This is a genomic window from Lacrimispora sp. (assembly GCF_046972725.1).
Classification (GTDB): domain Bacteria; phylum Bacillota; class Clostridia; order Lachnospirales; family Lachnospiraceae; genus Lacrimispora.
In genome coordinates, this window is the sequence record NZ_JBKVXF010000007.1 from 163,951 (window position 1) to 184,173 (window position 20,223).

A 20,223-nucleotide genomic window follows, 5' to 3' on the forward strand; every position below is an offset into this window, starting at 1 on the left:
AAGTCAAGATGTTTCATTTACTGGTTCCTTAAGTTTTTCTTCAACTAGCTTTTCAAGCCTCCGCTCCATGGTTTCCCCGCAGCGGTTCACTTCCTCTTCGATCCGTTTTGTTGCATGGAATACAGCATCATAGACGACCCTCGGCTTATAGCTCACCACCTGCCGGATGGATTCCTCCGGTACTGAAAGCTTTTTCAGCTCTTTTACCGGTGCTTCGATATCACTTTTCAGATTCTCGTAGTTATAAAGCAATCTGCGAACCTGCACACAGCAATGGTTCATCACATGCACAACGTCATCAGCCATATCAAGCTCCACCGACTTTTCCAGTGTCTCAATCAGAGAGGAAACCATCTCCTGAATCTCCGGCTGGGGCAGTTTTTCCATGATACGGAACAGGGTTTCCGATCTTTTAAGAGCAATGATCTCATCCCGCTTATACCGGTATTCCGTTCCCCCCATAAGAAATTCCACAGTCACTCCAAAATAATCCGCCACATGTCTGGCAAAATCAATATCCGGTGCCCGCTTTTCATTTTCATAGTTATTGACTGTCATTCGGCTGACCCCTAATTCCGCCGCCAGCCTTTCCTGACTTAAGTGTCTCTCCTCCCGGAGAGTCTTAATACGCTTCCCTATCATAATCCTCACACCTTCCTTAAGACTTATTATAAAGCAAAATGATAACAATGTAAATCTTTTTTATAAAATGATATCAAATGTTATCATTTTTTTATATTTTCTCTTTATATTTTTCAAAAAAAAGACGCCAGAGCAGTATCCGGCGCCTTAATATACTAATTTCTTCTTAATACATAATCTTAATACCAATCATTTTCCTTCGGCTTTATCGTCTCCAATAATATCATTTTCCGTAAAACGTATGTATTTTATACATGTATGCCCTTTATAGGTAAAAACCAGATGGATCTCTTCATCTTCCCCTTGCAGAAGAAACGGATTTTCATACTGACCGTTGCTGTACCGGTTCCTCTCACCACTAAATCCTTCTCCGAACTCCATGTTGCGCACGTAAGGCCATGTAATCCCGCCATCTCCGGATAAGGCTACAGTTACCGGACACTCGTGCCCGTTACAGGCAATTGCAATCCGTCCGCTGGCTAAGCGGACTGCGCTGATTCCGGAGTTGTTATTGGGCAGAATCGTCTGAACCGGAGAAGACCAGCTGCTTCCCCAGTCAAAGGATTCACTTTGATAAATGAAGTCAGCAAAACGGCTCCTCATAAAAGCAATCAGGTGGCCCTGCTCCAATTCTACTACATTGGCCTGTATGCGCCCCTGGCTTTCCGGTACAAATACCGTTTTCCAGGTGGCTCCTTCGTCATCAGAAATCCGGAAAACCGTCGGTTCTCCTGTCAGCCCTGTCTTTAATTCCTTTGAAATCCAGTTGGAAAAGATAAGTCTTCCGTTTTGAAGAATTTTTATAGGCTGGCTGCACAGACTTCCTGCATCCGGAAACATTCCTCTTGCTTCTTCCCAGGTCCGCCCTCCGTCAAAGCTTTTCTGATAGCGGATTATGGAAGTGTGATTCGCACTGCCCGTTTTGGAAGCCTTCTCTGACTGGGCCGTATAGACAATCCATATCGTATTATCCGGACCAAGAAACAGAGACGGATTCTGCTCACTGCGTCTGGAATCCCTGGAAACCTTAACAGGCTTTTTCCAGTGATCCTCCCCCTTTTTAAGGCGCGCACAAAAAATACTCTCATCGGCACTTCCTTCATAAGATCCGGCAGACCACGCACACAAAAGATCGCCTCCCGGAAGCTCCAAAAGAGACGGCGCCAGGACAAACGGATAAGAGCCTGAAGGGATCAGAGCCTCCAAAGTTCCCATATTGTCATTACGGTAGATGGTTCCATCCGGTGTAAGACCCGGTAAGCGTTTGAATTCCATTTGCTTAATCCTCCCTGTTCTTTATTATCCGGCCCGGAAGGCTCCGGTCAACTGCGCCCACCTTATATTAAAACCCAGCCGGTTAAATCTCTCTGTTCTTTTTTATATGAAGAAATCACCTTATTTTATTCTTATAAATGAAATTTTTAACATACTTTTTCCGTTGTTTTTAATAAAAATAAATTCAATATTTTTCACTTTTTAAACACAATTTACATATCCCTCTGCATACAAAAAAGAGAGGACATTAAGCACCTCTCTTTTTTGCAGCCAATTTTATGAAATTAATTCTTATACTTCTCCAACCAGCTCTCTCATGACGGAATCCACGGACTCCAGCTTTTCCGCCCGGTAGGCATTGCTTCCGCAAAACAGCAGCCCCTGGTCAGTCCGCCCTTGTGCAGAGTCTACCAGAGCCTTGGTAATGCAGTAAGGAATGGTTTTATGATCACATTTTTCCAGACACTGATAGCAATGCTCCAGTTTAAACGGAACCTTGCCTACATCCTTTAAGAACGGATTCACAATGGCTCTTCCTGGCATTCCTACGGGGCTTTTGGTAATTATAATATCCTCTTTTCTGGCATTGATATAAGCCTGCTTATATTCCATTGGAGCATCGCATTCATAGGTGGTCACAAAACGGGTCGCAACCTGGACCCCATCCGCCCCAAGGCCGATCTGATGCATCACATCTTCATGGGTATAAATACCTCCAGCAGTCACCACCGGAATGACCTTATTGTATTTTTCTCCATATCCCTTTGCCAGACTTATGATTCCTTTGATTTCTTCTTCATATTTTTCCCGCTGATAGGTGCGGTCTACATCCTCGGAATCTGCACCGAATTCCGTTAAATCTTCCTTTGAAAAGCCCAGATGACCACCGGCCAGAGGACCTTCTATTACAATCAGATCCGGGGCCTGATGATACTTTCTGTCCCACAGTTTACAGATAACCATAGCGGATTTTACCGTTGAAACAATGGACGCTATCTTCGTCTTTAGCTTGATTCCGGCCTCTTCTGCAGCCTCTGCCACATACAACGGCAGGCTTACCGGAAGTCCGGCTCCGGATATAATAAGATCCGCCCCGGCCTTTACCGCATGTTTCACATAACTTGCATAATTCTTTGTCGCAACCATGATATTAAATCCAACGATTCCATCCTGTGCGATCTCTCTTGCCTTTTTCATTTCCGTACCAATGGCCCGCAAATTTGCTTCCAGGGGATTTTTCATAAAATCCGGTTCCCGGAAACCAATCTGGGCCGTTGAAATAATTCCGATCCCTCCGGACTTTGCCACTGCTCCAGCTAAAGAGGAAAGGCTTATGCCCACTCCCATCCCGCCCTGGATCACCGGATTCCTTGCCACAAGATCTCCTATTACCAAAGGTTTTAATGTTCCCATTACATTCTCCTAAATCTTTCATATCGCTGATTTACAAGCTCTTCTTTACTCATGGCAAGGTATTTGATAAAAAATTCTCCCATTGCCTTATCCATTTCCTCTGCAACAACGGAAATATTTTCTCCGGTCACAGGCTCTTCCTCCGGAATGATCCGTTCTATCAGGAAAAGATCCAGCAAATCCTTTGCCGTGATCTTCATGACTCTGGCAGCATCACTCGCCTTTTTACTGTCCTTATAAAGGATGGATGCAAAACCTTCGGGGGAGAGAATGGAGTAGATGGCATTTTCCATCATCCAAACTTCATTGCCTACCGCCATGGCAAGGGCGCCTCCGCTGCCGCCTTCTCCGATCACAATGGATAAGACCGGCACCGTTAATCCTGCCATTTCAAACAGATTCCTGGCAATGGCTTCTCCCTGTCCCCGTTCCTCTGCCTCCAGACCGCAGAATGCACCCGGTGTATCCACAAAGCAGACAACCGGCCTGTGAAAGGCTTCTGCCTGTTTCATGAGCCGCAAAGCTTTTCTGTATCCTTCCGGAGAAGGCATTCCAAAATTGCGTTTAATGTTATCTTTTGTATTTTTCCCCTTTTCCTGTCCGATGACCGTAACCGGCATCCCATGAAAAGTGGCAATACCTCCCACGATGGCCCCGTCATCTTTATAATAACGGTCCCCGGAAAATTCCATAAAATCATCAAAAATCTCATGAATATAATCCGATGCCACCGGACGGTCTCCCCGTCTGGATAAAAGAACCGTATCCCAGGCACTTCTTTTGTTCTTCTTCAGGCGGAAATGCTTCTTTTTTCCACCCTCCTCTTCTGCCGTCGGCTGGTTATCCACATAAAAGTCCTTCTGCGTGTCAGGGTTGTGGAATCTTATTATCCGGGATAAGGTTTCCTTCATTTCATTTCTGGGAACGATCTTATCAATAAAACCATGTTCAAGAAGAAACTCTGATCTTTGAAAACCTTCCGGCAGCTTTTGACCGATGGTCTGCTCAATGACACGGGGACCGGCAAAACCGATTAAAGCTCCCGGCTCCGCAAGGATTACATCCCCAAGCATGGCAAAGCTGGCAGTAACACCGCCTGTGGTCGGATCCGTAAGTACGCTGATATAGAGCTGGCCAGCCTCATGATGACGCTTTAACGCCGCCGAGGTCTTGGCCATCTGCATGAGAGATACGATCCCCTCCTGCATCCTGGCTCCGCCGGAACAGGCAAAAAGTACCACCGGCAGCTTCTGTCTCGTTGCTTCTTCCACTGCTCTTGTGATCTTTTCTCCCACCGCACGGCCCATGCTGCTCATGATAAAACGGGCATCCATCACCCCAAGTACTGCTTTCTGTCCTCCGATTTCACAGAGCCCGGTAATAATAGCCTCGGAAAGCCCGGTTTTTTCCTGGGTCGCCGCTACCTTTTTCTCATATCCGGGAAAATCCAATGGATTTTGAAATTCGATTTCCTTATCCCATTCCATAAAGGTTCCGGGATCTGCAGTCATTTCAATTCTCTGAAATGCATGAAGCCGGAAATATCCGCTGCACTTCGGGCAGACGTAAAAATTACTTCTTACATCCTCCGCATAAACAGGCTGGCTGCATTTGTTGCACTTTTTCCAAAGCCCTGCCGGGATGTTTGGTTCCTCTGCTTTATCCGGAGTTTTATATTTGCTGTCGAGCACTGTATAGGTCTTCTTAAACATGTTTCTTAACATAAGACACACTCCTTTATTTGCTTACCGCACATAATCCGGAAAATATTTCGGGATAAAGTCCGTATCCACATCTCCATTGCGGTAAGCCTCATGACTTAAAATATCAAACTGGAAATCCACGTTGGTCTCGATCCCTTCAATAATCAGTTCTCCAAGAGCACTTCTCATCTTAGAGATGGCCTCCATACGGTCCTTTCCATGAACAATGAGCTTCATCAGCATGGAATCATAATTGGCAGGAACCTTATAATCGTTGTAAATGTGGGTATCAATGCGGACACCATTTCCTCCCGGAACATGAACATTCTTAATCAGTCCCGGACAAGGCATAAAATTCTTTGCCGGATTCTCCGCATTGATCCTGCATTCAATGGCATGACCGGAAATGCAGATATCTTTTTGTTTCACACTTAAAGGTTCTCCTGCTGCAACGCGGATCTGCTCCTTAATAATGTCAAGGCCCGTGACCATTTCCGTCACCGGATGCTCTACCTGGACCCGGGTATTCATCTCCATAAAATAAAAGTTCTTATGCAAATCAAGAAGAAACTCAATGGTACCGGCATTTTCATAGCCAACTGCCTTTGCAGCCCGGACTGCCACCTCCCCCATCTGATGGCGGAGTTCCCCTGAGATGGCCGCAGAGGGAGATTCCTCAAGCACCTTCTGATGACGTCTCTGAATGGAACAGTCACGTTCCCCAAGATGGACTACATTGCCGAATTTATCCGCCATGATCTGAAATTCAATATGACGGGGTCTCTCAATATATTTTTCGATGTACATGGTATCATCGGAAAATCCCTTTACAGACTCCATCTGTGCATTTTGAAAATTTGCTTCAAAATCCTCTGGCCCTCTGGAGATTCTCATTCCTTTTCCTCCGCCTCCGGAGGAAGCCTTGATCATCACCGGAAAACCGATCTTTTCTGCCATGGCTTTCGCCTCTTTGACCTGGCGTACCGCTTCTTTTCCCCCCGGAACCACCGGAACACCGGCTTCCATCATGGTCTTTCTGGCTTCTGATTTATTTCCCATCTTATTGATAATTTCCGCAGAAGGACCGATAAAAGTAATGTTACATTTTTCACAAAGTTCTGCAAACCTGGCATTCTCCGACAGAAAGCCAAATCCCGGATGAATGGCATCCGCTTTCATGGCAACCGTTGCCGTAAGAATACGTTCCATATTCAGATAACTCTGGGTAGAGGTCGCCGGGCCGATACAGATGGCTTCATCCGCTAACAGGGTATGGAGGCTCTCACGGTCTGCCTCAGAGTATACAGCAACCGTTTTAATGCCCATTTCCCGGCAGGCTCTGATGATACGCACTGCAATCTCACCCCGGTTGGCAATTAAAATTTTATCAAACATCCCATGCACCTATCCAATCATAAATGTCAGTTCTGCGCTGGCTGCAACTTTTCCATCCACAGTAGCAACCGCTTTTCCAATGCCCACAGGTCCTTTGCGCTTGATAATCTCACATTCCAGTTTCAGCTTATCACCAGGAATGACCTTACGCCTGAATTTCGCTTTGTCGATTCCACCGAAAAAAGCGATCTTCCCCTTATTTTCCTCCAGGCTTAAAATTGCAACAGCTCCTACCTGAGCCAGCGCCTCGATAATAAGTACTCCCGGCATAACCGGCTCCTCCGGAAAATGCCCCCTAAAAAAGGACTCATCGTACGTCACACATTTATACCCGGCTGCTTTTTCCCCCGGCACAAACTCCTCGATGCAGTCCACGAGCAAAAACGGATGTCTGTGAGGTATGATTTCCTGAATTTCTTTGATTCCCAACATCATAATCTCTCCTTATGTTTGAAAAGAGAGGCCAACCCTTCTGGACCTCTCCTGGTTTTCACATTCATTTACCGGATTCGGAACAGAGGCTGGCCGTACTCTACCACACTTTCATTTCCGACCAGAACCGCTTCCACCACACCGTCGTAATCACATTCAATCTCATTCATCAGCTTCATGGCTTCGATGATTCCAAGGACCTGGCCCTTTTTCACACAATCCCCTGCTTTTACAAAAGGCTCCCCGTCAGGAGTCGATGCGTTATAAAAGGTTCCTACCAACGGAGAAAAGATCACCTTATCCGAGCATATCTCCGCTTCCGGACCTTCTATTCTTCCGTCTGCCGCCCCTTCCGGTTTTGCGTCCTGCTGACAGAGCCCGCCGGTTGTCACCTGGGCTGCTGCGCCCGTATTACCGGTTACGGTCACAATCTCTTTTTCCTTCTTTATGGAGAGCTTTACATCTCCCTCTTCCAACCGAAAGCTGGTCAGGTCATGTTCTGAAACAGCCTGCATCAGCCTTATGATATCATTGATTTCCATTGACTGCCTCCTAAGCCTGATATTTCTTCACAAGAATGCTGGCATTATGCCCGCCAAACCCAAGTGAATTGCTGATGGCATATTTCACATCACAGGCAACTCCCTCGCCCTTTGTATAATCCAGATCGCAGCCTTCGCCTTCTTCTAAAAGTCCGGCAGTGGCATGAATAAATCCCTCTTCAATGGATTTTACACAAACAATAAATTCCACACCTCCGGCTCCTCCAAGAAGATGGCCCACCATGGATTTGGTTGAATTAATTTTGACCTTCTTCGCATGATCTCCCAAAGCAGCTTTGATTGCCAGAGTCTCGAATAAATCATTGTGATGGGTGCTGGTACCGTGGGCATTGACATAATCCACATCCTCCGGAGTGATACCCCCATCCTTTATTGCTTCAACCATGGCTCTTGCCGCACCGCTTCCGTCTTCTGCCGGAGACGTGATGTGATATGCATCACAGGTAGTTCCATATCCTGCAACTTCCCCATAGATCGTGGCTCCTCTTTTCAGGGCATGCTCAAGCTCTTCTAAAATAACCACACCGGCACCCTCGCCCATTACAAAACCGCTTCTGTCCTTATCAAAGGGAATGGAAGCACGCAGAGGATCTTCTGCCGTTGAAAGTGCTGTAAGAGCTGTAAAACCAGCGACTCCAATGGGAGTGATACTGGCTTCCGCACCTCCGGCTACCATCACATCGGCTTCTCCATACTGGATGGAACGGTAAGCCTCACCGATGCAGTTGGTTCCTGTGGCACAGGCAGTCACCACGTTGATGCACTTGCCCTTTAATCCGAACTGGATTCCAACATTACCTGCTGCCATATTGGAAATCATCAAAGGAACCAAAAGAGGATTGACTCTTCCCGGACCTTTTTCCAGAAGCTTTTTATGCTCACGCTCCAAAGCCTGTAAGCTTCCGATTCCAGAGCCTACACTAACGCCCACCCGGTAAGGATCTTCCTTTTCCATATCAATACCGGACATACTAAGAGCTTCCTTCGATGCGGCTACTGCAAACTGAACAAACCGCTCCATTCGTTTGGCTGCCTTAGGGTCCATATATTCTCTGGCATCAAAGTCTTTTACTTCTGCCGCCAGCTTTGCTTTATAATCCGTGGTATCAAACTGGGTAATCTCTCCGATACCGACCTTTTTTTCCTTTAGACCATTCCAGAAATGCTCTACATCATTTCCAATAGGAGTAATGGCTCCCATGCCGGTAACTACAACTCTTCTCTTCATTTCATCTCTCCTTTCCTCTTACACTGCCTGCTTTTCCAGGCATAAAGGGATACCCGAAGGGTGTTTCCTCTTACACTGCCTGCTTTTCCAGGCATAAAGGGATACCCGAAGGGTGTTTCCTCTTACACTGCCTGTTTTCCCAGGCATTAAGGGATACCCGAAGGGTGTTTCCTCTTACACTGCCTGCTTTTCCAGGCATTAAGGGATATCTTACATGGCCATGCCCCCGTCAACACAGAGCACCTGGCCTGTGATGTAACCGGCTTCCTCTGACGCCAGGAATGCTACCGCATTTGCAACGTCTTCTGCGGTTCCAAACTGTTTCATCGGGATCTGATCTAAAGTAGCTGTCTTTACAGACTCAGAAAGCACTTCTGTCATATCTGTCTTAATAAAACCAGGAGCCACTGCATTCACTGTGATTCCCCTGCTCGAGGCCTCTCTCGCAAAAGACTTGGTGATACCGATTACACCGGCCTTTGCCGCACTGTAATTTGCCTGGCCTGCATTCCCCAGCACGCCGGACACAGAAGCAATATTAATAATTCTTCCGCCCTTTTGCCTGATCATCTGGCGGGATACATGCTTCATGCAGTTGAAAACGCCTTTTAAGTTGGTATTGATTACGGCATCAAACTCTTCCTCTGACATTTTCATCAAAAGATTATCCCTCGTAATACCAGCGTTGTTCACCAGAATATCCAGTTTCCCGAATTTTTTAATGATGCTGTCAAAAAATGCACCGGCGCTTTCATAATCCGAAACATTGCACTTCATGGCCTCTGCCGCTCCGCCCATTGCCTCTATTTCCTTCACTGCTTCCAGAGCCTTTTCTTTTGAACCGTTGTAATTAACAATCACCGTTGCTCCCTGGGAAGCCAGCTTTATGGCGATTGCACGCCCGATTCCTCTGCCCGCTCCGGTTACTACTGCTACTTTACCATCTAACATCTTTTATACCTCCCCTGTCATAAAAAGGATACTTTATCCAGATCCTCCAGTTTTTCTATATTAAAGACATTCACATCTCTTTTTATCTTCTTGATAAATCCTGCCAGAGTTTTTCCCGGGCCGATTTCTATAAACGTATCCACCCCATCGGCAAGCATGGTTTCTACACTCTGCTGCCAGCGGACGGAAGAAGATACCTGTTTTTTCAGCAAATCTTTCACCAACATGCCATCCGTTACATATTTGGCTGTCACATTGGATACATAAGGAATGAAAGGATCACTGATGCTTACTCCCTCCAAAAACTCGAAAAGCTTTTCTCCTGCACCGGTAAGCATTTCCGAATGGAACGGACCGCTTACATTCAACAGAATGGCACGTTTTGCGCCTGCAGCTAACAGCTTTTCATTGGCCTCTTCCACCTTTTCTTTTCTGCCGGAGATAACAATCTGCCCAGGGCAGTTATAATTGGCGATCTGGACTCCCTCCATTCCGCTTAACACCTCTTCAATCGCAAAAGCATCCAGGGAAAGAATGGCAGCCATGGCTCCTTTTCCTGCCGGAACGGCCTTCTGCATAAGGATTCCTCTTTCCCTCACTGTCCGGATTGCATCCGCATCGCTCATCACACAAGAGGCTGCAAGTGCACAATATTCTCCCAGGCTAAGGCCTGCAGCCACATCCGGCTTCACGCCCTTTTCCGCTTCCAGTACCCGCATCATGGCGATGCTGGTGGTAACCATAGCCGCCTGGGTATATTCCGTAATATCCAGCCGGTCATTCTTTTCAAAACACAGCTCCGGCACCGAAAATCCCAGAAGACCGGAAGCCGTGTCATAAATTTCTTTTCCTAACGCTGTCTGCTCATAAAAATCCTGGCCCATACCGCAGTACTGGGCTCCCTGGCCCGGGAAAATAAATGCAATCTTGCTCATTGTATTAAACTCCTCATTAACGGCTAAGCAGTTTCTCAGCCTGTTCCATCATCTCTTCAATCATCTCTCTGCAGGTCTGTTCCTTGCTGATCATACCTGCGATCTGTCCGGCCATAACCGTACCATTGGTAATATCCCCCTCCTGAACTGCCTTTCTAAGGGTTCCAAGAGTCATATACTCCAATTCTTCAAAGGATTTTCCTTCCTGCTCCAGTTTTACGTACTCTCTGGTCATCTGATTGCGTAAGCTTCTTACCGGATGTCCGTGAGTACGCCCCGTTACCGCAGAATCAATGTCCTTTGCCTTAATGATGCGCTGCTTGTAATTGTCATGGACAATGGACTCTTTCGATACTACAAAACGGGTTCCGATCTGAACCCCTTCCGCTCCAAGCATGAATGCAGCCGCAATTCCTCTTCCATCGCCGATACCTCCTGCTGCAATCACCGGAATGGATACCGCATCTGCCACCTGAGGAACTAAAGTCATGGTGGTCTGTTCACCGATATGGCCTCCTGATTCATTTCCTTCCGCCACCACAGCATCCGCACCATACCGTTCCATACGCTTTGCAAGCGCTACGGAAGCGACCACCGGAATCACCTTAACACCGGCCGCTTTCCACATATCCATAAATCTTTCCGGATTTCCGGCACCGGTTGTTACCACATGTATGCCTTCCTCTACAATAACCTTTGCTACTTCCTCCGCATGAGGACTAAGCAGCATCACATTGACCCCAACAGGCTTTTTTGTCAGTTCCTTTGCCTTACGGATCTCTGCGCGCACCACTTCAGCAGGCGCATTGGCTCCGCCGATCAGTCCCAGGCCTCCGGCCTCTGATACAGCCGCTGCCAGATGATGCTCCGCCACCCAGGCCATTCCTCCCTGGATAATCGGATATTCGACTCCCAAAAGTTCGGTAATTCTGGTTTTCATTACGCTTCCACGCCCTTTGCTTTTAAATAATCCATAACCTGCTGTACGGTTGTCAGTTTCTCTAAATCTTCGGAAGGAATCTCAACGGAATACTCATCTTCCAATGCCATAACAAGCTCAAATAAGTCCAGGGAATCTGCTCCCAAATCCTCTTTAAAAGAAGATGCTGCCGTAATCGTTGATGCCTCCACATTTAACTGCTCTGCGATGATTTCCTGCATTTTCTCTAACATAATTTCAATCTCCTCTTTCCTTTTATTATCAAAATTTTTATATTCTATTACTTTGATTTTCAAAGTATTAGCTAAAATCATTACCACTCCAAAAGAGTGGCTCCCCAGGTAAGTCCTGCGCCAAAGCCGGCGAGTACGATTTTATCTCCCCGCTCTAACTTTCCTTCCCGGTTCATCTCATCCAGTAAAATCGGTATCGTAGCCCCTGAGGTATTTCCAAACCGTTCCAGGTTGGTAGGAAACTTCTCCATGGGTATCTTTAACCGCTTCGCGATGGATTCAAAAATCCGGTAATTTGCCTGATGCAGAACAAAATATTTAATTTCATCTATATGGGTTCCGCTTTCTGAGAGCACCGTCTTAATTGCCTCCGGCACTGTCTTTACAGCGAACTTAAACACTTCCTGCCCATCCATAGTCATATACCCAAGCTCCGGCTCCTTTCCCGTAAGAAAATTACCGGTGGTACGGGATGTACACGCCAGGGCACTTCCCCTGCTGCCGTCAGACCCCATGGTCATGTGAAGAATTCCACGTTCCTCCGCCCGAACCACAGCCGCTCCGGCTCCGTCTCCAAACAAGACACAAGTGCCTCTGTCCTGCCAGTCAATGATCTTACTCAAGGTGTCAGCTCCAATGACCAGCCCGGTCTTATAGATTCCGGCTTCAAAAAAGCTGTGTACCGTATGAAGTGCAAAGATAAATCCCGAACAGGCTGCACTGATATCAAAAGCCACTGCCTTTTTTGCTCCGATGGCCGCCTGCACCTCACAGGCCCCGCTTGGAAAGCAGCTATCCGGCGTAGAGGTTGCAAGAATGATAATATCCAGATCCTTTGCTAAGACCCCGGCCTGCCTCAAAGCCCTTCTTGCAGCTTCTGCTGCCATGGAGGAAGTTCCTGAATCTGCAGAAGCGATCCGCCGTTGCCCAATCCCGGTCCTGGTACGGATCCACTCATCATTGGTATCCACGATCTTAGCCAGATCGTCATTGGTCACCACCTGTTCCGGAACTGCAGAACCCGTTCCAATTATTTTTGTAGTCATATATTCCCCCATTCATGCCGCGGTCCGACCACATTTCCTTCTTTCCGCCCGCATGCCTCGTTGGATTGTTTTATATATCAAATATTTTGAAATTCAAAATAATTTTATAAAAAGTTAAGTAAATTGTCAAGAGAATTTTTATAATTCATTTTTTATCAAATACTGATAAACTTCTCTTTTGCTGATTCCCCGGTCCTTTGCCACCATACGCATAGCCTCTTTCCGTTCAATTCCCTGCCCTTCGTACAGCTTCAAATGCTCCTCCAGAGTCATCTCCTCAAAAGCCCTTGTTTCCTCTTTTTTGATTTCCTGAATGCTCTTGCCTTCTATCACAATGACGCATTCTCCCTTTGGATTTTCCGCTTCATACGCTTTCAATGCATCTTCAAAGGTTGTCCGAAATGCAGTCTCATACCGTTTGGTCAATTCCCTACAGATGGTGATGTTTCTGTTGCCCAGAGCACTATAAAGTTCCTGTAACGTCTTCCCCATCCGGTGCGGTGCCTCATAAATCACAATGGTTCTGGTCTCATCCTTTAACTCCTCCAGAATCCACTGCTTTTCCTTTTTATCCGAAGGCAGAAAAGCCTCAAAACAGAACCTTCTCGTAGCAAGACCGGAAAGGGTAAGCGCCGTAATGCAGGCTGCCGGGCCAGGAAGAGAGGTAAGCCCGATTCCAGCCTCATAACACTGCCTCACAAGTTCTTCCCCCGGATCTGATATCCCTGGGGTTCCTGCATCGGTAATCAATGCCACCGATACCCCTTCCCGCATCTGCTGCACCAGATATCTGGCCTTTTCCACCTTATTGTACTCATGATAGCTGGTCATAGGGGTCTTAATATCAAAATGATTCAAAAGCTTAATGCTGTGTCTCGTATCCTCCGCCGCAATAAGATCCACTTCCTTTAACGTATTCAGCACCCTTAACGTAATATCATCCAGATTTCCAATAGGCGTTGCGCACAAATATAACATCCCTTTTTTTTCTTCCACTTCATTCACTCCCGGTTTCCTTTATTTCCCCTGCAGATAAAAGATCAATACCCGTAAATGGTATAGATCTCATCGGTATACACTCCCTGCTCTTTGTATACGATAATGGGTGCCTCCACCTTAATCATGGACCTTCCTCCACGCACAGCCTCAAGGAGAACCATGTTGGCTTCCCTGTCCGCAAACGGGTGTACCATCTTCATCCGCTTCGGCTCCAGACCATAGCCCTTCAAAGCCGTTATGATCTCGATCAGCCGGTGGGGACGGTGCACCATATAAAATCTTCCCCCTGGCCGCAAAAGCCTTGCCGCCTCTCTGACCACATCATCAAGGGTACACAATACCTCATGACGGGCTATCGCCTTTGGCAGCTCCGGGTTCTTAAGCCCGTGGGCATCATTCATATAGGGTGGATTTGAAGTCACTACGTCAAAGGAAGCCGCACCAAATAAACGGCTGGCTTCCTTGATATCTCCTGTAACAATACTTAATTTTTCTTCCAGATTGTTTAAGGCCACGCTGCGTCTGGCCATATCCGCCATCTCTTCCTGAATCTCAAGCCCGGTATAATGAAGGCCCTCATACTTAGCTTCCAGAAGAATGGGGATGATTCCAGTGCCTGTCCCCAAATCAACGGCCCGTTCTCCAGGCTTTACCCGGGCAAAACCTGATAAGAGAACCGCATCCATTCCAAAACAAAAACCATTTTGCTTTTGTATGATCTTATATCCATTTCTCTGCAGATCATCAATTCGTTCATTATCCTTTAAATCAATTATCATCTAATTTGGATTTTCCTTCTTTTTTCTCCAGAGCCTCCAATGCCTTTAACTCCGCATCCGTCACCTGGTTCTTTTCTCTTCTCCGCCTTGGCTTAAACCGTAACTGTTCCACCTTGTATTCCCGGATTTCCTTTTCATCCTTAACGGTTACCACAACCTTGACCAGCTGCCTTAAGACGCTGACAGAATGAACTTCCCCTTTTAAATTATCGTCAGTGGTCACAAAATCACCTACATTAGGAAGCTTGCTGTTAAGCTCCTCATAAGTTTCCTCTTCATTCTTCAGACAGCACATCAGCCTTCCGCAGACACCGGAAATCTTTGTAGGATTTAAGGAAAGATTCTGTTCCTTAGCCATCTTAATGGAAACCGGAATAAATTCGGACAGATAGGAATGACAGCACAAAGTTCTTCCGCAGATTCCGACTCCGCCCACGATCTTTGTCTCATCCCGGACACCTACCTGACGAAGTTCGATTCTGGTTTTAAACACAGAAGCAAGATCCTTCACCAGCTCCCTAAAGTCAATTCTCCCGTCTGCCGTAAAATAAAAAAGCACTTTATTATTATCAAATGTATATTCTGCGTCGATCAGCTTCATCTGAAGGCCATGCTTCTTGATCTTCTCCCTGCATATCTTAAACGCATCCTTTTCCTTTTCGTGGTTCTTTTTTTCCACCTCGTCGTCCGCTTTGGTTGCCATGCGGATGACCGGCTTTAACGGCTGGATTACCTTATCATCTTCCACTTCCCGGCATCCCAGCACAACATAACCATATTCAATTCCTCTGGCAGTCTCCACAATTACGTGATCCCCGGTCTTTATTCCCAGATTCATGGGATCAAAGTAATATATCTTCCCCGCATTCCGGAACCGAACGCCTATTACCTTTATCATTGATTAATTCTCCTTCATTACAAGCAGCATAAGTTCCATTGCCAGTTCCATATTCACATTGGCATCCAAACGAATCCTGGCCTTGTCTATGGCCCTTAAAATCAGTTCTATGCCATCGTAAGCACTGGCAGCACTCATCTCTTTCATTGTATTAAATTCTTCCCTGAAAATCAGAAGATTGATATCCTGTGTCACTTTATACATTAAAACATCCCGATACCATAACTGCATAAAATCCAGACAGTCATAAATATCCAGATTCTCATCCTTCATCTTTTTAATATAAAAAAGCAATTCTGTAATATCCATTTCCTTCAAATGCTTCAGCATATGAAGAAGCTCCGTATACAAAAGCTGAAATTCTTCCGAAGACGCCAGATGAATGGCCCTTCCCAAATTTCCTCTTGCAAACGCCGCATAGACATCCGCTTTGCTTTCTCCTATTCCCAAAGACCCCATCAGATAAGATTTCACCACCGTATCCTGCAAAGGCTTTAATTTTAACTGCACACACCTTGAAAGAATCGTAGGCAAAAATGCTTCCTGATTGGTGGTAAGAAGCATAATAACCGCATAAGATGGTGGCTCTTCTATGGTTTTTAAAAGCGCATTCTGCGCCTGGACCGTCATCTTTTCTGCTTCGTCCACAATATAAATCTTATAGTAGCTGCTGTAAGGGCGTATCATTATCGTATCATGGATTTGGTCCCTGATGTCATCCACACCGATACTGCCCGGCTTTTCATGGCTCACATAAACAATGTCCGGATGATTCCCGCTCATCACCTGCTTACACGCATGACACTGCATACAAGGCTCACTGAACCCCTTTTCACAAAGAAGCGTCATGGCAAATGCATTCGCAAGAGATTTCCTTCCCATTCCCGCTTCTCCTGTAAGAATATAAGCATGAGAAACATGATTGGACTCAATGGCTTTCATCAAATGTTCCTTAATTCTTTCATGGCCGATGATATCCTTAAAACCTGGCATAGAGACACCTCCTTACTGCTATTCCCCATCCGTTCTCCCTGTATACTTATAACAGAAAAACGAATTATCATCATTATATCATAGAATAATTACCATCACAAGAAAGAAGTACTGGCAAATATGCCTGTTTCCTTAATAAAAAGGCTTTCCTATACTCCCTCAAAAAGCAGTAACCCCCTATCATTTTCACAGCAATTTACCGTTATTTACACTTACCTACCTTTCCCCGATTACCTTCTGTTACTCCCAGTTACCCTTCATTTCTTACAATTTGCATTTAATCAAATAAAATCCCCAAGGCAAAAGCTTCCACCACTGCCCCGAGGATTCCATAGATCATTAACATAGCCAACCAAAAGCCAGTCCCAAAATTATGCAGAAAATCAATAAAACATCTTATCTTTTAATTTATAACCTTTAAAATATCATTTAAACATGAATTCAAATCATCATTAACAAATCTATGCTCAATATTACATCTCTTTAAATGTTCCTCCTTAAAATCCTCTTCATCGGCCAGATACCTTCTGCAAAGTTCTGCGTACTTTGGCTCCTTTTGCCTAAGCTCTCTATCAAGTGCCCTTTGAAGACGAATCCCATCCTCCACCTCAATGTAAATAGGAACCAGCCGCTCCTCTCCGTAATAATCCCTGGTTTTTTCATAAGATTCTAAAGTACCGATCATGAGATAGGAATTTTCACTATTTACGTCTATCTGCCCATCATCCACAGTAAAGTAACTCCACGGTCCCAAAGCTGTCTGATACGTCCGTTCCTCGATAATCTTTCCCGACTTACGAAGTTCCCTCATTGTTTTATCGTTAGTAAAATAATATTCTTCCCCATCCCTCTCTCCTTCCCTGATTGGTCTGGTAGTATATAAAATAACCCGTTTCAGCTGAGGCTGCATTTCCAGCAAACGTTTATAAATTGTATCTTTACCAGAAGCACTTTTCCCCATTACATAGAAAATTTTTCCCATTTCTGTCTGCTCCATTTCAATCATCATAAAAACTTTTATAACTATGTATCACATCTCATCCATTACAAAAATTTCCTCTGCATCCACATCTTCCATTCCCTGAACCGGCAGTCCCAGCCTCTTGAATTCTAAAATTATTTCAACAATTTCATTAGTCAAAACCTCTCCTGGTACAGCAATAGGAATTCCAGGTGGATACAAATAAACAAATTCAGCAGAAACCTTACCTGCCGCATTTTTTATCAGTATCCTGGTCCTTTTTGCATCCATTGCCTGGCTTATGTTATACCTGCATTCCCTGAATATATAAGACTCCTGAATTAACCTGTCAGAAATGCCTCTCATCCGCCTGACATCATCTGCGTCACCAAATACACTGCCACCACTGATTGCCTCTGAACTCCAATTGAAATCTGTACTTTTATTTATATCCCCACTCTTATTGATGCCTGCATTTCTATTTATATCCGCGCACCTATTTATATCTTTACCTAAAATTATATCGACATTTCTATTTATATCCGCATATCCAGTTACAGCTCCAATATCAATCCTTTTATCAATTTCCAATAAAGCAGCACAAAGCCTATTAATCCCTGGCTCTGTATCTGCCAACGTAGTAATAGCTGTAACATAATCCGCTCCGCACATTTCCATTTCCAGATGATACTCTTCACGCAATACCCGGTCTAGCTGACTTCCCGACCAACCGGTATTTCTAGTAGAAATAATGATTTTAGAAATATCCATATCGAAAATTCCGTATTGTCCAATCATCTGATCTGATAAAATCCGCAGATTCACCATCTTTTCCAGACGCTTGCGTACATGTAAGATGCCTTTAGAGAATTCCTTTAATTTTCCGACACCATCAGCTTCCATATATCGAATACAATTTTCAATACTTGCCATCAACACATACGAAGGACTGCTTGTCTGATACATATGAATATAACGATCCAGCCGTTCCATATCTATAAATCCTTTTCTGACATGCAACAGTGCCGTCTGTGTCAATGATGGAAGGGTCTTATGAAGACTCTGTATTACAATATCAGCCCCTAAATCCAAAGCAGAAACCGGAAATCCATGGTCTTTACCAAATGAAAAATGTGCCCCATGTGCCTCATCTACAATGAGAGGCAAACCAAATTTATGAACTACCTGAGCAATTGCCTTAATATCAGAAACCACCCCATCATAAGTTGGGGATACCACCAATACCGCTTCTATTTCTGGATACCTTTTCAACAATTCCTCTACATCCACAGCCATTATTCCACCTTGAAGCCCAAATTCAGGCATAAATTGTGGATAAATATATTTTACGTTCAGTTGATTGAGGAAAACTCCATGAAAAGCTGATTTATGACAATTCCGACTCATCAAAATTGTACCGCCATTCTTAACCGCCCCACTGATTGCACTTAATATCCCGCAGCTGCTCCCATTAACAAGATAATACGTCTTATCACTCCCATAGATTTCAGCCGCCCATTCCATGGAATCCTTTAAAATCCCCTCCGGGTGATGAAGATTATCAAACCCATTGATTTCTGTTATATCTATTGAAAATGGATTTGGAAATTTAATTAAAAATTCTTCCTTACATTGTCTTTTATGTCCAGGCATATGAAACGGATAAAAATCCGAGTCTCCATACTCCATTAACCTCTTTAATAAATTTGATCTATCTTTCACAATTTTACCTCTAATTTTTTTATACCATTTTCTTTTCTGATATTTATTTATGCTTATTTGTATTTATTTTATATTTATACTTACTTTTATATGTACGTATTTTTTTGCACGTATTCTTATTTTTCTCATGACTTATTTTTCTCATGATTTTCTAAACTCAAGCCTTCTATTTTTCTTCACCCTAATACTTTTCATTTATTGCAAATCTTTTTTATTTTAAACTAAAACATTTAAAAAAAATCCTATAAAAAATCCATGAAACTATGCCTTTACATCATTATTCCCTCTTGAATAAACCCCTTTTTGATAAAATATAATATCTTTAAAAGAAAATGTCACCTTACAAGTTCTTAAAAATCAATATATTATATCTTGGCCTGCATATTGAAATTGCTAAAATTTCCGTAATTACAAGGGCCGAATCCTATCATTCAAATACAATGTCTGAGTCAAAAATCCATAATATTACATATCCCCAAAACAAATATTCTAAAACTTATACTACGAATGTTTATTATATAACCAACACCATAAAACACGAAATTATCCGTATTTATCGTAAATAGCAACATAAATTCCCCTATAATTCCGCATAATACCAGCCTCTTTAGTATAGCATCCTTACCCCTTCTTTACAAATTATTCTGTGGGCGCTATAATAACATTTTAAGTAATATATGAAAGGAAGGGTTATTGTCATGAGGTTGATAGAATTTAAGATGGAACGTCCAGGCTTAGTAAAAGCTAACGATTTAGTTCACGTCATCGAACGGGAAGGGACCAACAGCTACAGTTATATCATAGAACCAGCAGTTGCCATGTCAGGCTGCTACTCTGGACGCGACCGCATTAAATCAGACCAGGGGATTGTAAAAGAAGTGAAACACAACGACCGGGGTTATTATGTGATTGTAGAATTTGATGAGTAGAATACATTCAGGCAAAATAAAAAGCCTCAAAACATTTCTGTTTCAAGGCTTGTCCTGAGACACCGGGGATTCGAACCCCGGACAACTTGATTAAAAGTCAAGTGCTCTACCACCTGAGCTAGTATCCCATATGCCCAGAGCCGGAATCGAACCAGCGACACGAGGATTTTCAGTCCTCTGCTCTAC

General features: G+C 44.5%; 20 protein-coding genes and 1 tRNA gene. 1 reads left to right on the top strand and 20 read right to left on the bottom strand.

Annotated elements, in window-relative coordinates; all coding sequences use genetic code 11:
- Positions 1-3: 3 nt before the first annotated feature.
- From ACLTWA_RS18890 to ACLTWA_RS18980, 19 genes are all read right to left on the bottom strand, one after another.
- The gene (locus ACLTWA_RS18890) at positions 4-642 is read right to left on the bottom strand and encodes a helix-turn-helix domain-containing protein (RefSeq protein ID WP_412329460.1); all 639 of its coding nucleotides are present in this window, start codon (positions 640-642) and stop codon (positions 4-6) included.
- A 189-nt stretch (positions 643-831) separates the two neighbouring features.
- Positions 832-1,917, bottom strand: a complete 1,086-nt coding sequence (locus ACLTWA_RS18895) for a sialidase family protein (RefSeq protein WP_412329461.1) — start codon at positions 1,915-1,917, stop codon at positions 832-834.
- Between the two features lie 291 nt (positions 1,918-2,208).
- On the bottom strand, positions 2,209-3,330 hold the full coding sequence (locus tag ACLTWA_RS18900; RefSeq protein ID WP_412329462.1) for an NAD(P)H-dependent flavin oxidoreductase: 1,122 nt from the start codon (positions 3,328-3,330) through the stop codon (positions 2,209-2,211).
- The gene (locus ACLTWA_RS18905; protein WP_412329463.1) at positions 3,330-5,054 is read right to left on the bottom strand and encodes an acetyl-CoA carboxylase carboxyltransferase subunit alpha; all 1,725 of its coding nucleotides are present in this window, start codon (positions 5,052-5,054) and stop codon (positions 3,330-3,332) included. The genes ACLTWA_RS18900 and ACLTWA_RS18905 overlap by 1 nt, the downstream gene beginning before the upstream one ends.
- Before the next feature lie 21 nt (positions 5,055-5,075).
- Positions 5,076-6,428, bottom strand: coding sequence for an acetyl-CoA carboxylase biotin carboxylase subunit (locus ACLTWA_RS18910; protein WP_412329464.1), 1,353 nt, complete (start codon positions 6,426-6,428; stop codon positions 5,076-5,078).
- Positions 6,429-6,437: 9 nt separating this feature from the next.
- Positions 6,438-6,863 carry a 3-hydroxyacyl-ACP dehydratase FabZ gene (gene fabZ, locus ACLTWA_RS18915; protein ID WP_412329465.1) on the bottom strand — a complete coding sequence of 142 codons (426 nt, stop codon included), beginning with the start codon at positions 6,861-6,863 and terminating at the stop codon, positions 6,438-6,440.
- Between the two features lie 65 nt (positions 6,864-6,928).
- Positions 6,929-7,402, bottom strand: a complete 474-nt coding sequence (gene accB / locus ACLTWA_RS18920; protein ID WP_412329466.1) for an acetyl-CoA carboxylase biotin carboxyl carrier protein — start codon at positions 7,400-7,402, stop codon at positions 6,929-6,931.
- Between the two features lie 10 nt (positions 7,403-7,412).
- Positions 7,413-8,651: a beta-ketoacyl-ACP synthase II gene (fabF, locus tag ACLTWA_RS18925; protein WP_412329467.1), complete on the bottom strand. Its 1,239-nt coding sequence runs from the start codon at positions 8,649-8,651 to the stop codon at positions 7,413-7,415.
- A gap of 210 nt (positions 8,652-8,861) precedes the next feature.
- Positions 8,862-9,602 (bottom strand): 3-oxoacyl-[acyl-carrier-protein] reductase, encoded by a 741-nt coding sequence (fabG, locus tag ACLTWA_RS18930; protein ID WP_412329468.1) that lies wholly within the window; start codon positions 9,600-9,602, stop codon positions 8,862-8,864.
- Between the two features lie 17 nt (positions 9,603-9,619).
- Positions 9,620-10,537 carry an ACP S-malonyltransferase gene (fabD, locus tag ACLTWA_RS18935; protein ID WP_412329469.1) on the bottom strand — a complete coding sequence of 306 codons (918 nt, stop codon included), beginning with the start codon at positions 10,535-10,537 and terminating at the stop codon, positions 9,620-9,622.
- A 16-nt stretch (positions 10,538-10,553) separates the two neighbouring features.
- Positions 10,554-11,477, bottom strand: coding sequence for an enoyl-[acyl-carrier-protein] reductase FabK (gene fabK / locus ACLTWA_RS18940; protein ID WP_412329470.1), 924 nt, complete (start codon positions 11,475-11,477; stop codon positions 10,554-10,556).
- A complete protein-coding gene (gene acpP, locus ACLTWA_RS18945; protein ID WP_412329471.1) occupies positions 11,477-11,710 on the bottom strand; it encodes an acyl carrier protein in 234 nt (77 codons plus the stop codon). The genes fabK and acpP overlap by 1 nt, the downstream gene beginning before the upstream one ends.
- A gap of 80 nt (positions 11,711-11,790) precedes the next feature.
- Positions 11,791-12,756 carry a beta-ketoacyl-ACP synthase III gene (locus tag ACLTWA_RS18950; RefSeq protein WP_412329472.1) on the bottom strand — a complete coding sequence of 322 codons (966 nt, stop codon included), beginning with the start codon at positions 12,754-12,756 and terminating at the stop codon, positions 11,791-11,793.
- 138 nt (positions 12,757-12,894) lie between these two features.
- Complete coding sequence (gene rsmI / locus ACLTWA_RS18955) at positions 12,895-13,734, bottom strand: 16S rRNA (cytidine(1402)-2'-O)-methyltransferase (protein WP_412329479.1); 840 nt, start codon at positions 13,732-13,734, stop codon at positions 12,895-12,897.
- A 62-nt stretch (positions 13,735-13,796) separates the two neighbouring features.
- The gene (locus ACLTWA_RS18960; RefSeq protein ID WP_412329473.1) at positions 13,797-14,534 is read right to left on the bottom strand and encodes a tRNA1(Val) (adenine(37)-N6)-methyltransferase; all 738 of its coding nucleotides are present in this window, start codon (positions 14,532-14,534) and stop codon (positions 13,797-13,799) included.
- Positions 14,524-15,432, bottom strand: a complete 909-nt coding sequence (locus ACLTWA_RS18965) for a stage 0 sporulation family protein (protein WP_412329474.1) — start codon at positions 15,430-15,432, stop codon at positions 14,524-14,526. Before ACLTWA_RS18965 ends, ACLTWA_RS18960 begins: the two co-directional genes overlap by 11 nt.
- A gap of 3 nt (positions 15,433-15,435) precedes the next feature.
- Positions 15,436-16,425 carry a DNA polymerase III subunit delta' gene (gene holB, locus ACLTWA_RS18970; protein ID WP_412329475.1) on the bottom strand — a complete coding sequence of 330 codons (990 nt, stop codon included), beginning with the start codon at positions 16,423-16,425 and terminating at the stop codon, positions 15,436-15,438.
- 403 nt (positions 16,426-16,828) lie between these two features.
- On the bottom strand, positions 16,829-17,407 hold the full coding sequence (locus ACLTWA_RS18975; RefSeq protein WP_412329476.1) for a guanylate kinase: 579 nt from the start codon (positions 17,405-17,407) through the stop codon (positions 16,829-16,831).
- A 48-nt stretch (positions 17,408-17,455) separates the two neighbouring features.
- The gene (locus tag ACLTWA_RS18980) at positions 17,456-19,108 is read right to left on the bottom strand and encodes an aminotransferase class I/II-fold pyridoxal phosphate-dependent enzyme (RefSeq protein ID WP_412329477.1); all 1,653 of its coding nucleotides are present in this window, start codon (positions 19,106-19,108) and stop codon (positions 17,456-17,458) included.
- A 698-nt stretch (positions 19,109-19,806) separates the two neighbouring features.
- Between ACLTWA_RS18980 and ACLTWA_RS18985 the strand changes: the two genes are divergently transcribed.
- Complete coding sequence (locus tag ACLTWA_RS18985; RefSeq protein ID WP_412329478.1) at positions 19,807-20,037, top strand: hypothetical protein; 231 nt, start codon at positions 19,807-19,809, stop codon at positions 20,035-20,037.
- 55 nt (positions 20,038-20,092) lie between these two features.
- On the opposite strand, the gene ACLTWA_RS18990 is transcribed toward ACLTWA_RS18985, so the two are convergent.
- Positions 20,093-20,165: transfer RNA gene (locus ACLTWA_RS18990), tRNA-Lys, on the bottom strand.
- Positions 20,166-20,223: the final 58 nt, after the last annotated feature.

What these genes read in the sequence shown, in the direction of transcription:
- ACLTWA_RS18910 (WP_412329464.1), bottom strand. Translation starts at nt 6,428, where the DNA reads ATGTTTGATAAAATTTTAATTGCCAACCGGGGTGAGATTGCAGTGCGT.
- fabK (WP_412329470.1), bottom strand. Translation starts at nt 11,477, where the DNA reads ATGAAAACCAGAATTACCGAACTTTTGGGAGTCGAATATCCGATTATC.
- acpP (WP_412329471.1), bottom strand. Translation starts at nt 11,710, where the DNA reads ATGTTAGAGAAAATGCAGGAAATCATCGCAGAGCAGTTAAATGTGGAG.
- fabF (WP_412329467.1), bottom strand. Translation starts at nt 8,651, where the DNA reads ATGAAGAGAAGAGTTGTAGTTACCGGCATGGGAGCCATTACTCCTATT.
- accB (WP_412329466.1), bottom strand. Translation starts at nt 7,402, where the DNA reads ATGGAAATCAATGATATCATAAGGCTGATGCAGGCTGTTTCAGAACAT.
- ACLTWA_RS18895 (WP_412329461.1), bottom strand. Translation starts at nt 1,917, where the DNA reads ATGGAATTCAAACGCTTACCGGGTCTTACACCGGATGGAACCATCTAC.
- ACLTWA_RS18950 (WP_412329472.1), bottom strand. Translation starts at nt 12,756, where the DNA reads ATGACTACAAAAATAATTGGAACGGGTTCTGCAGTTCCGGAACAGGTG.
- ACLTWA_RS18905 (WP_412329463.1), bottom strand. Translation starts at nt 5,054, where the DNA reads ATGTTAAGAAACATGTTTAAGAAGACCTATACAGTGCTCGACAGCAAA.
- fabG (WP_412329468.1), bottom strand. Translation starts at nt 9,602, where the DNA reads ATGTTAGATGGTAAAGTAGCAGTAGTAACCGGAGCGGGCAGAGGAATC.
- ACLTWA_RS18960 (WP_412329473.1), bottom strand. Translation starts at nt 14,534, where the DNA reads ATGATAATTGATTTAAAGGATAATGAACGAATTGATGATCTGCAGAGA.
- fabZ (WP_412329465.1), bottom strand. Translation starts at nt 6,863, where the DNA reads ATGATGTTGGGAATCAAAGAAATTCAGGAAATCATACCTCACAGACAT.
- ACLTWA_RS18985 (WP_412329478.1), top strand. Translation starts at nt 19,807, where the DNA reads ATGAGGTTGATAGAATTTAAGATGGAACGTCCAGGCTTAGTAAAAGCT.
- ACLTWA_RS18890 (WP_412329460.1), bottom strand. Translation starts at nt 642, where the DNA reads ATGATAGGGAAGCGTATTAAGACTCTCCGGGAGGAGAGACACTTAAGT.
- fabD (WP_412329469.1), bottom strand. Translation starts at nt 10,537, where the DNA reads ATGAGCAAGATTGCATTTATTTTCCCGGGCCAGGGAGCCCAGTACTGC.
- holB (WP_412329475.1), bottom strand. Translation starts at nt 16,425, where the DNA reads ATGCCAGGTTTTAAGGATATCATCGGCCATGAAAGAATTAAGGAACAT.
- ACLTWA_RS18975 (WP_412329476.1), bottom strand. Translation starts at nt 17,407, where the DNA reads ATGGGAAAAATTTTCTATGTAATGGGGAAAAGTGCTTCTGGTAAAGAT.
- ACLTWA_RS18965 (WP_412329474.1), bottom strand. Translation starts at nt 15,432, where the DNA reads ATGATAAAGGTAATAGGCGTTCGGTTCCGGAATGCGGGGAAGATATAT.
- rsmI (WP_412329479.1), bottom strand. Translation starts at nt 13,734, where the DNA reads ATGTTATATTTGTGCGCAACGCCTATTGGAAATCTGGATGATATTACG.
- ACLTWA_RS18900 (WP_412329462.1), bottom strand. Translation starts at nt 3,330, where the DNA reads ATGGGAACATTAAAACCTTTGGTAATAGGAGATCTTGTGGCAAGGAAT.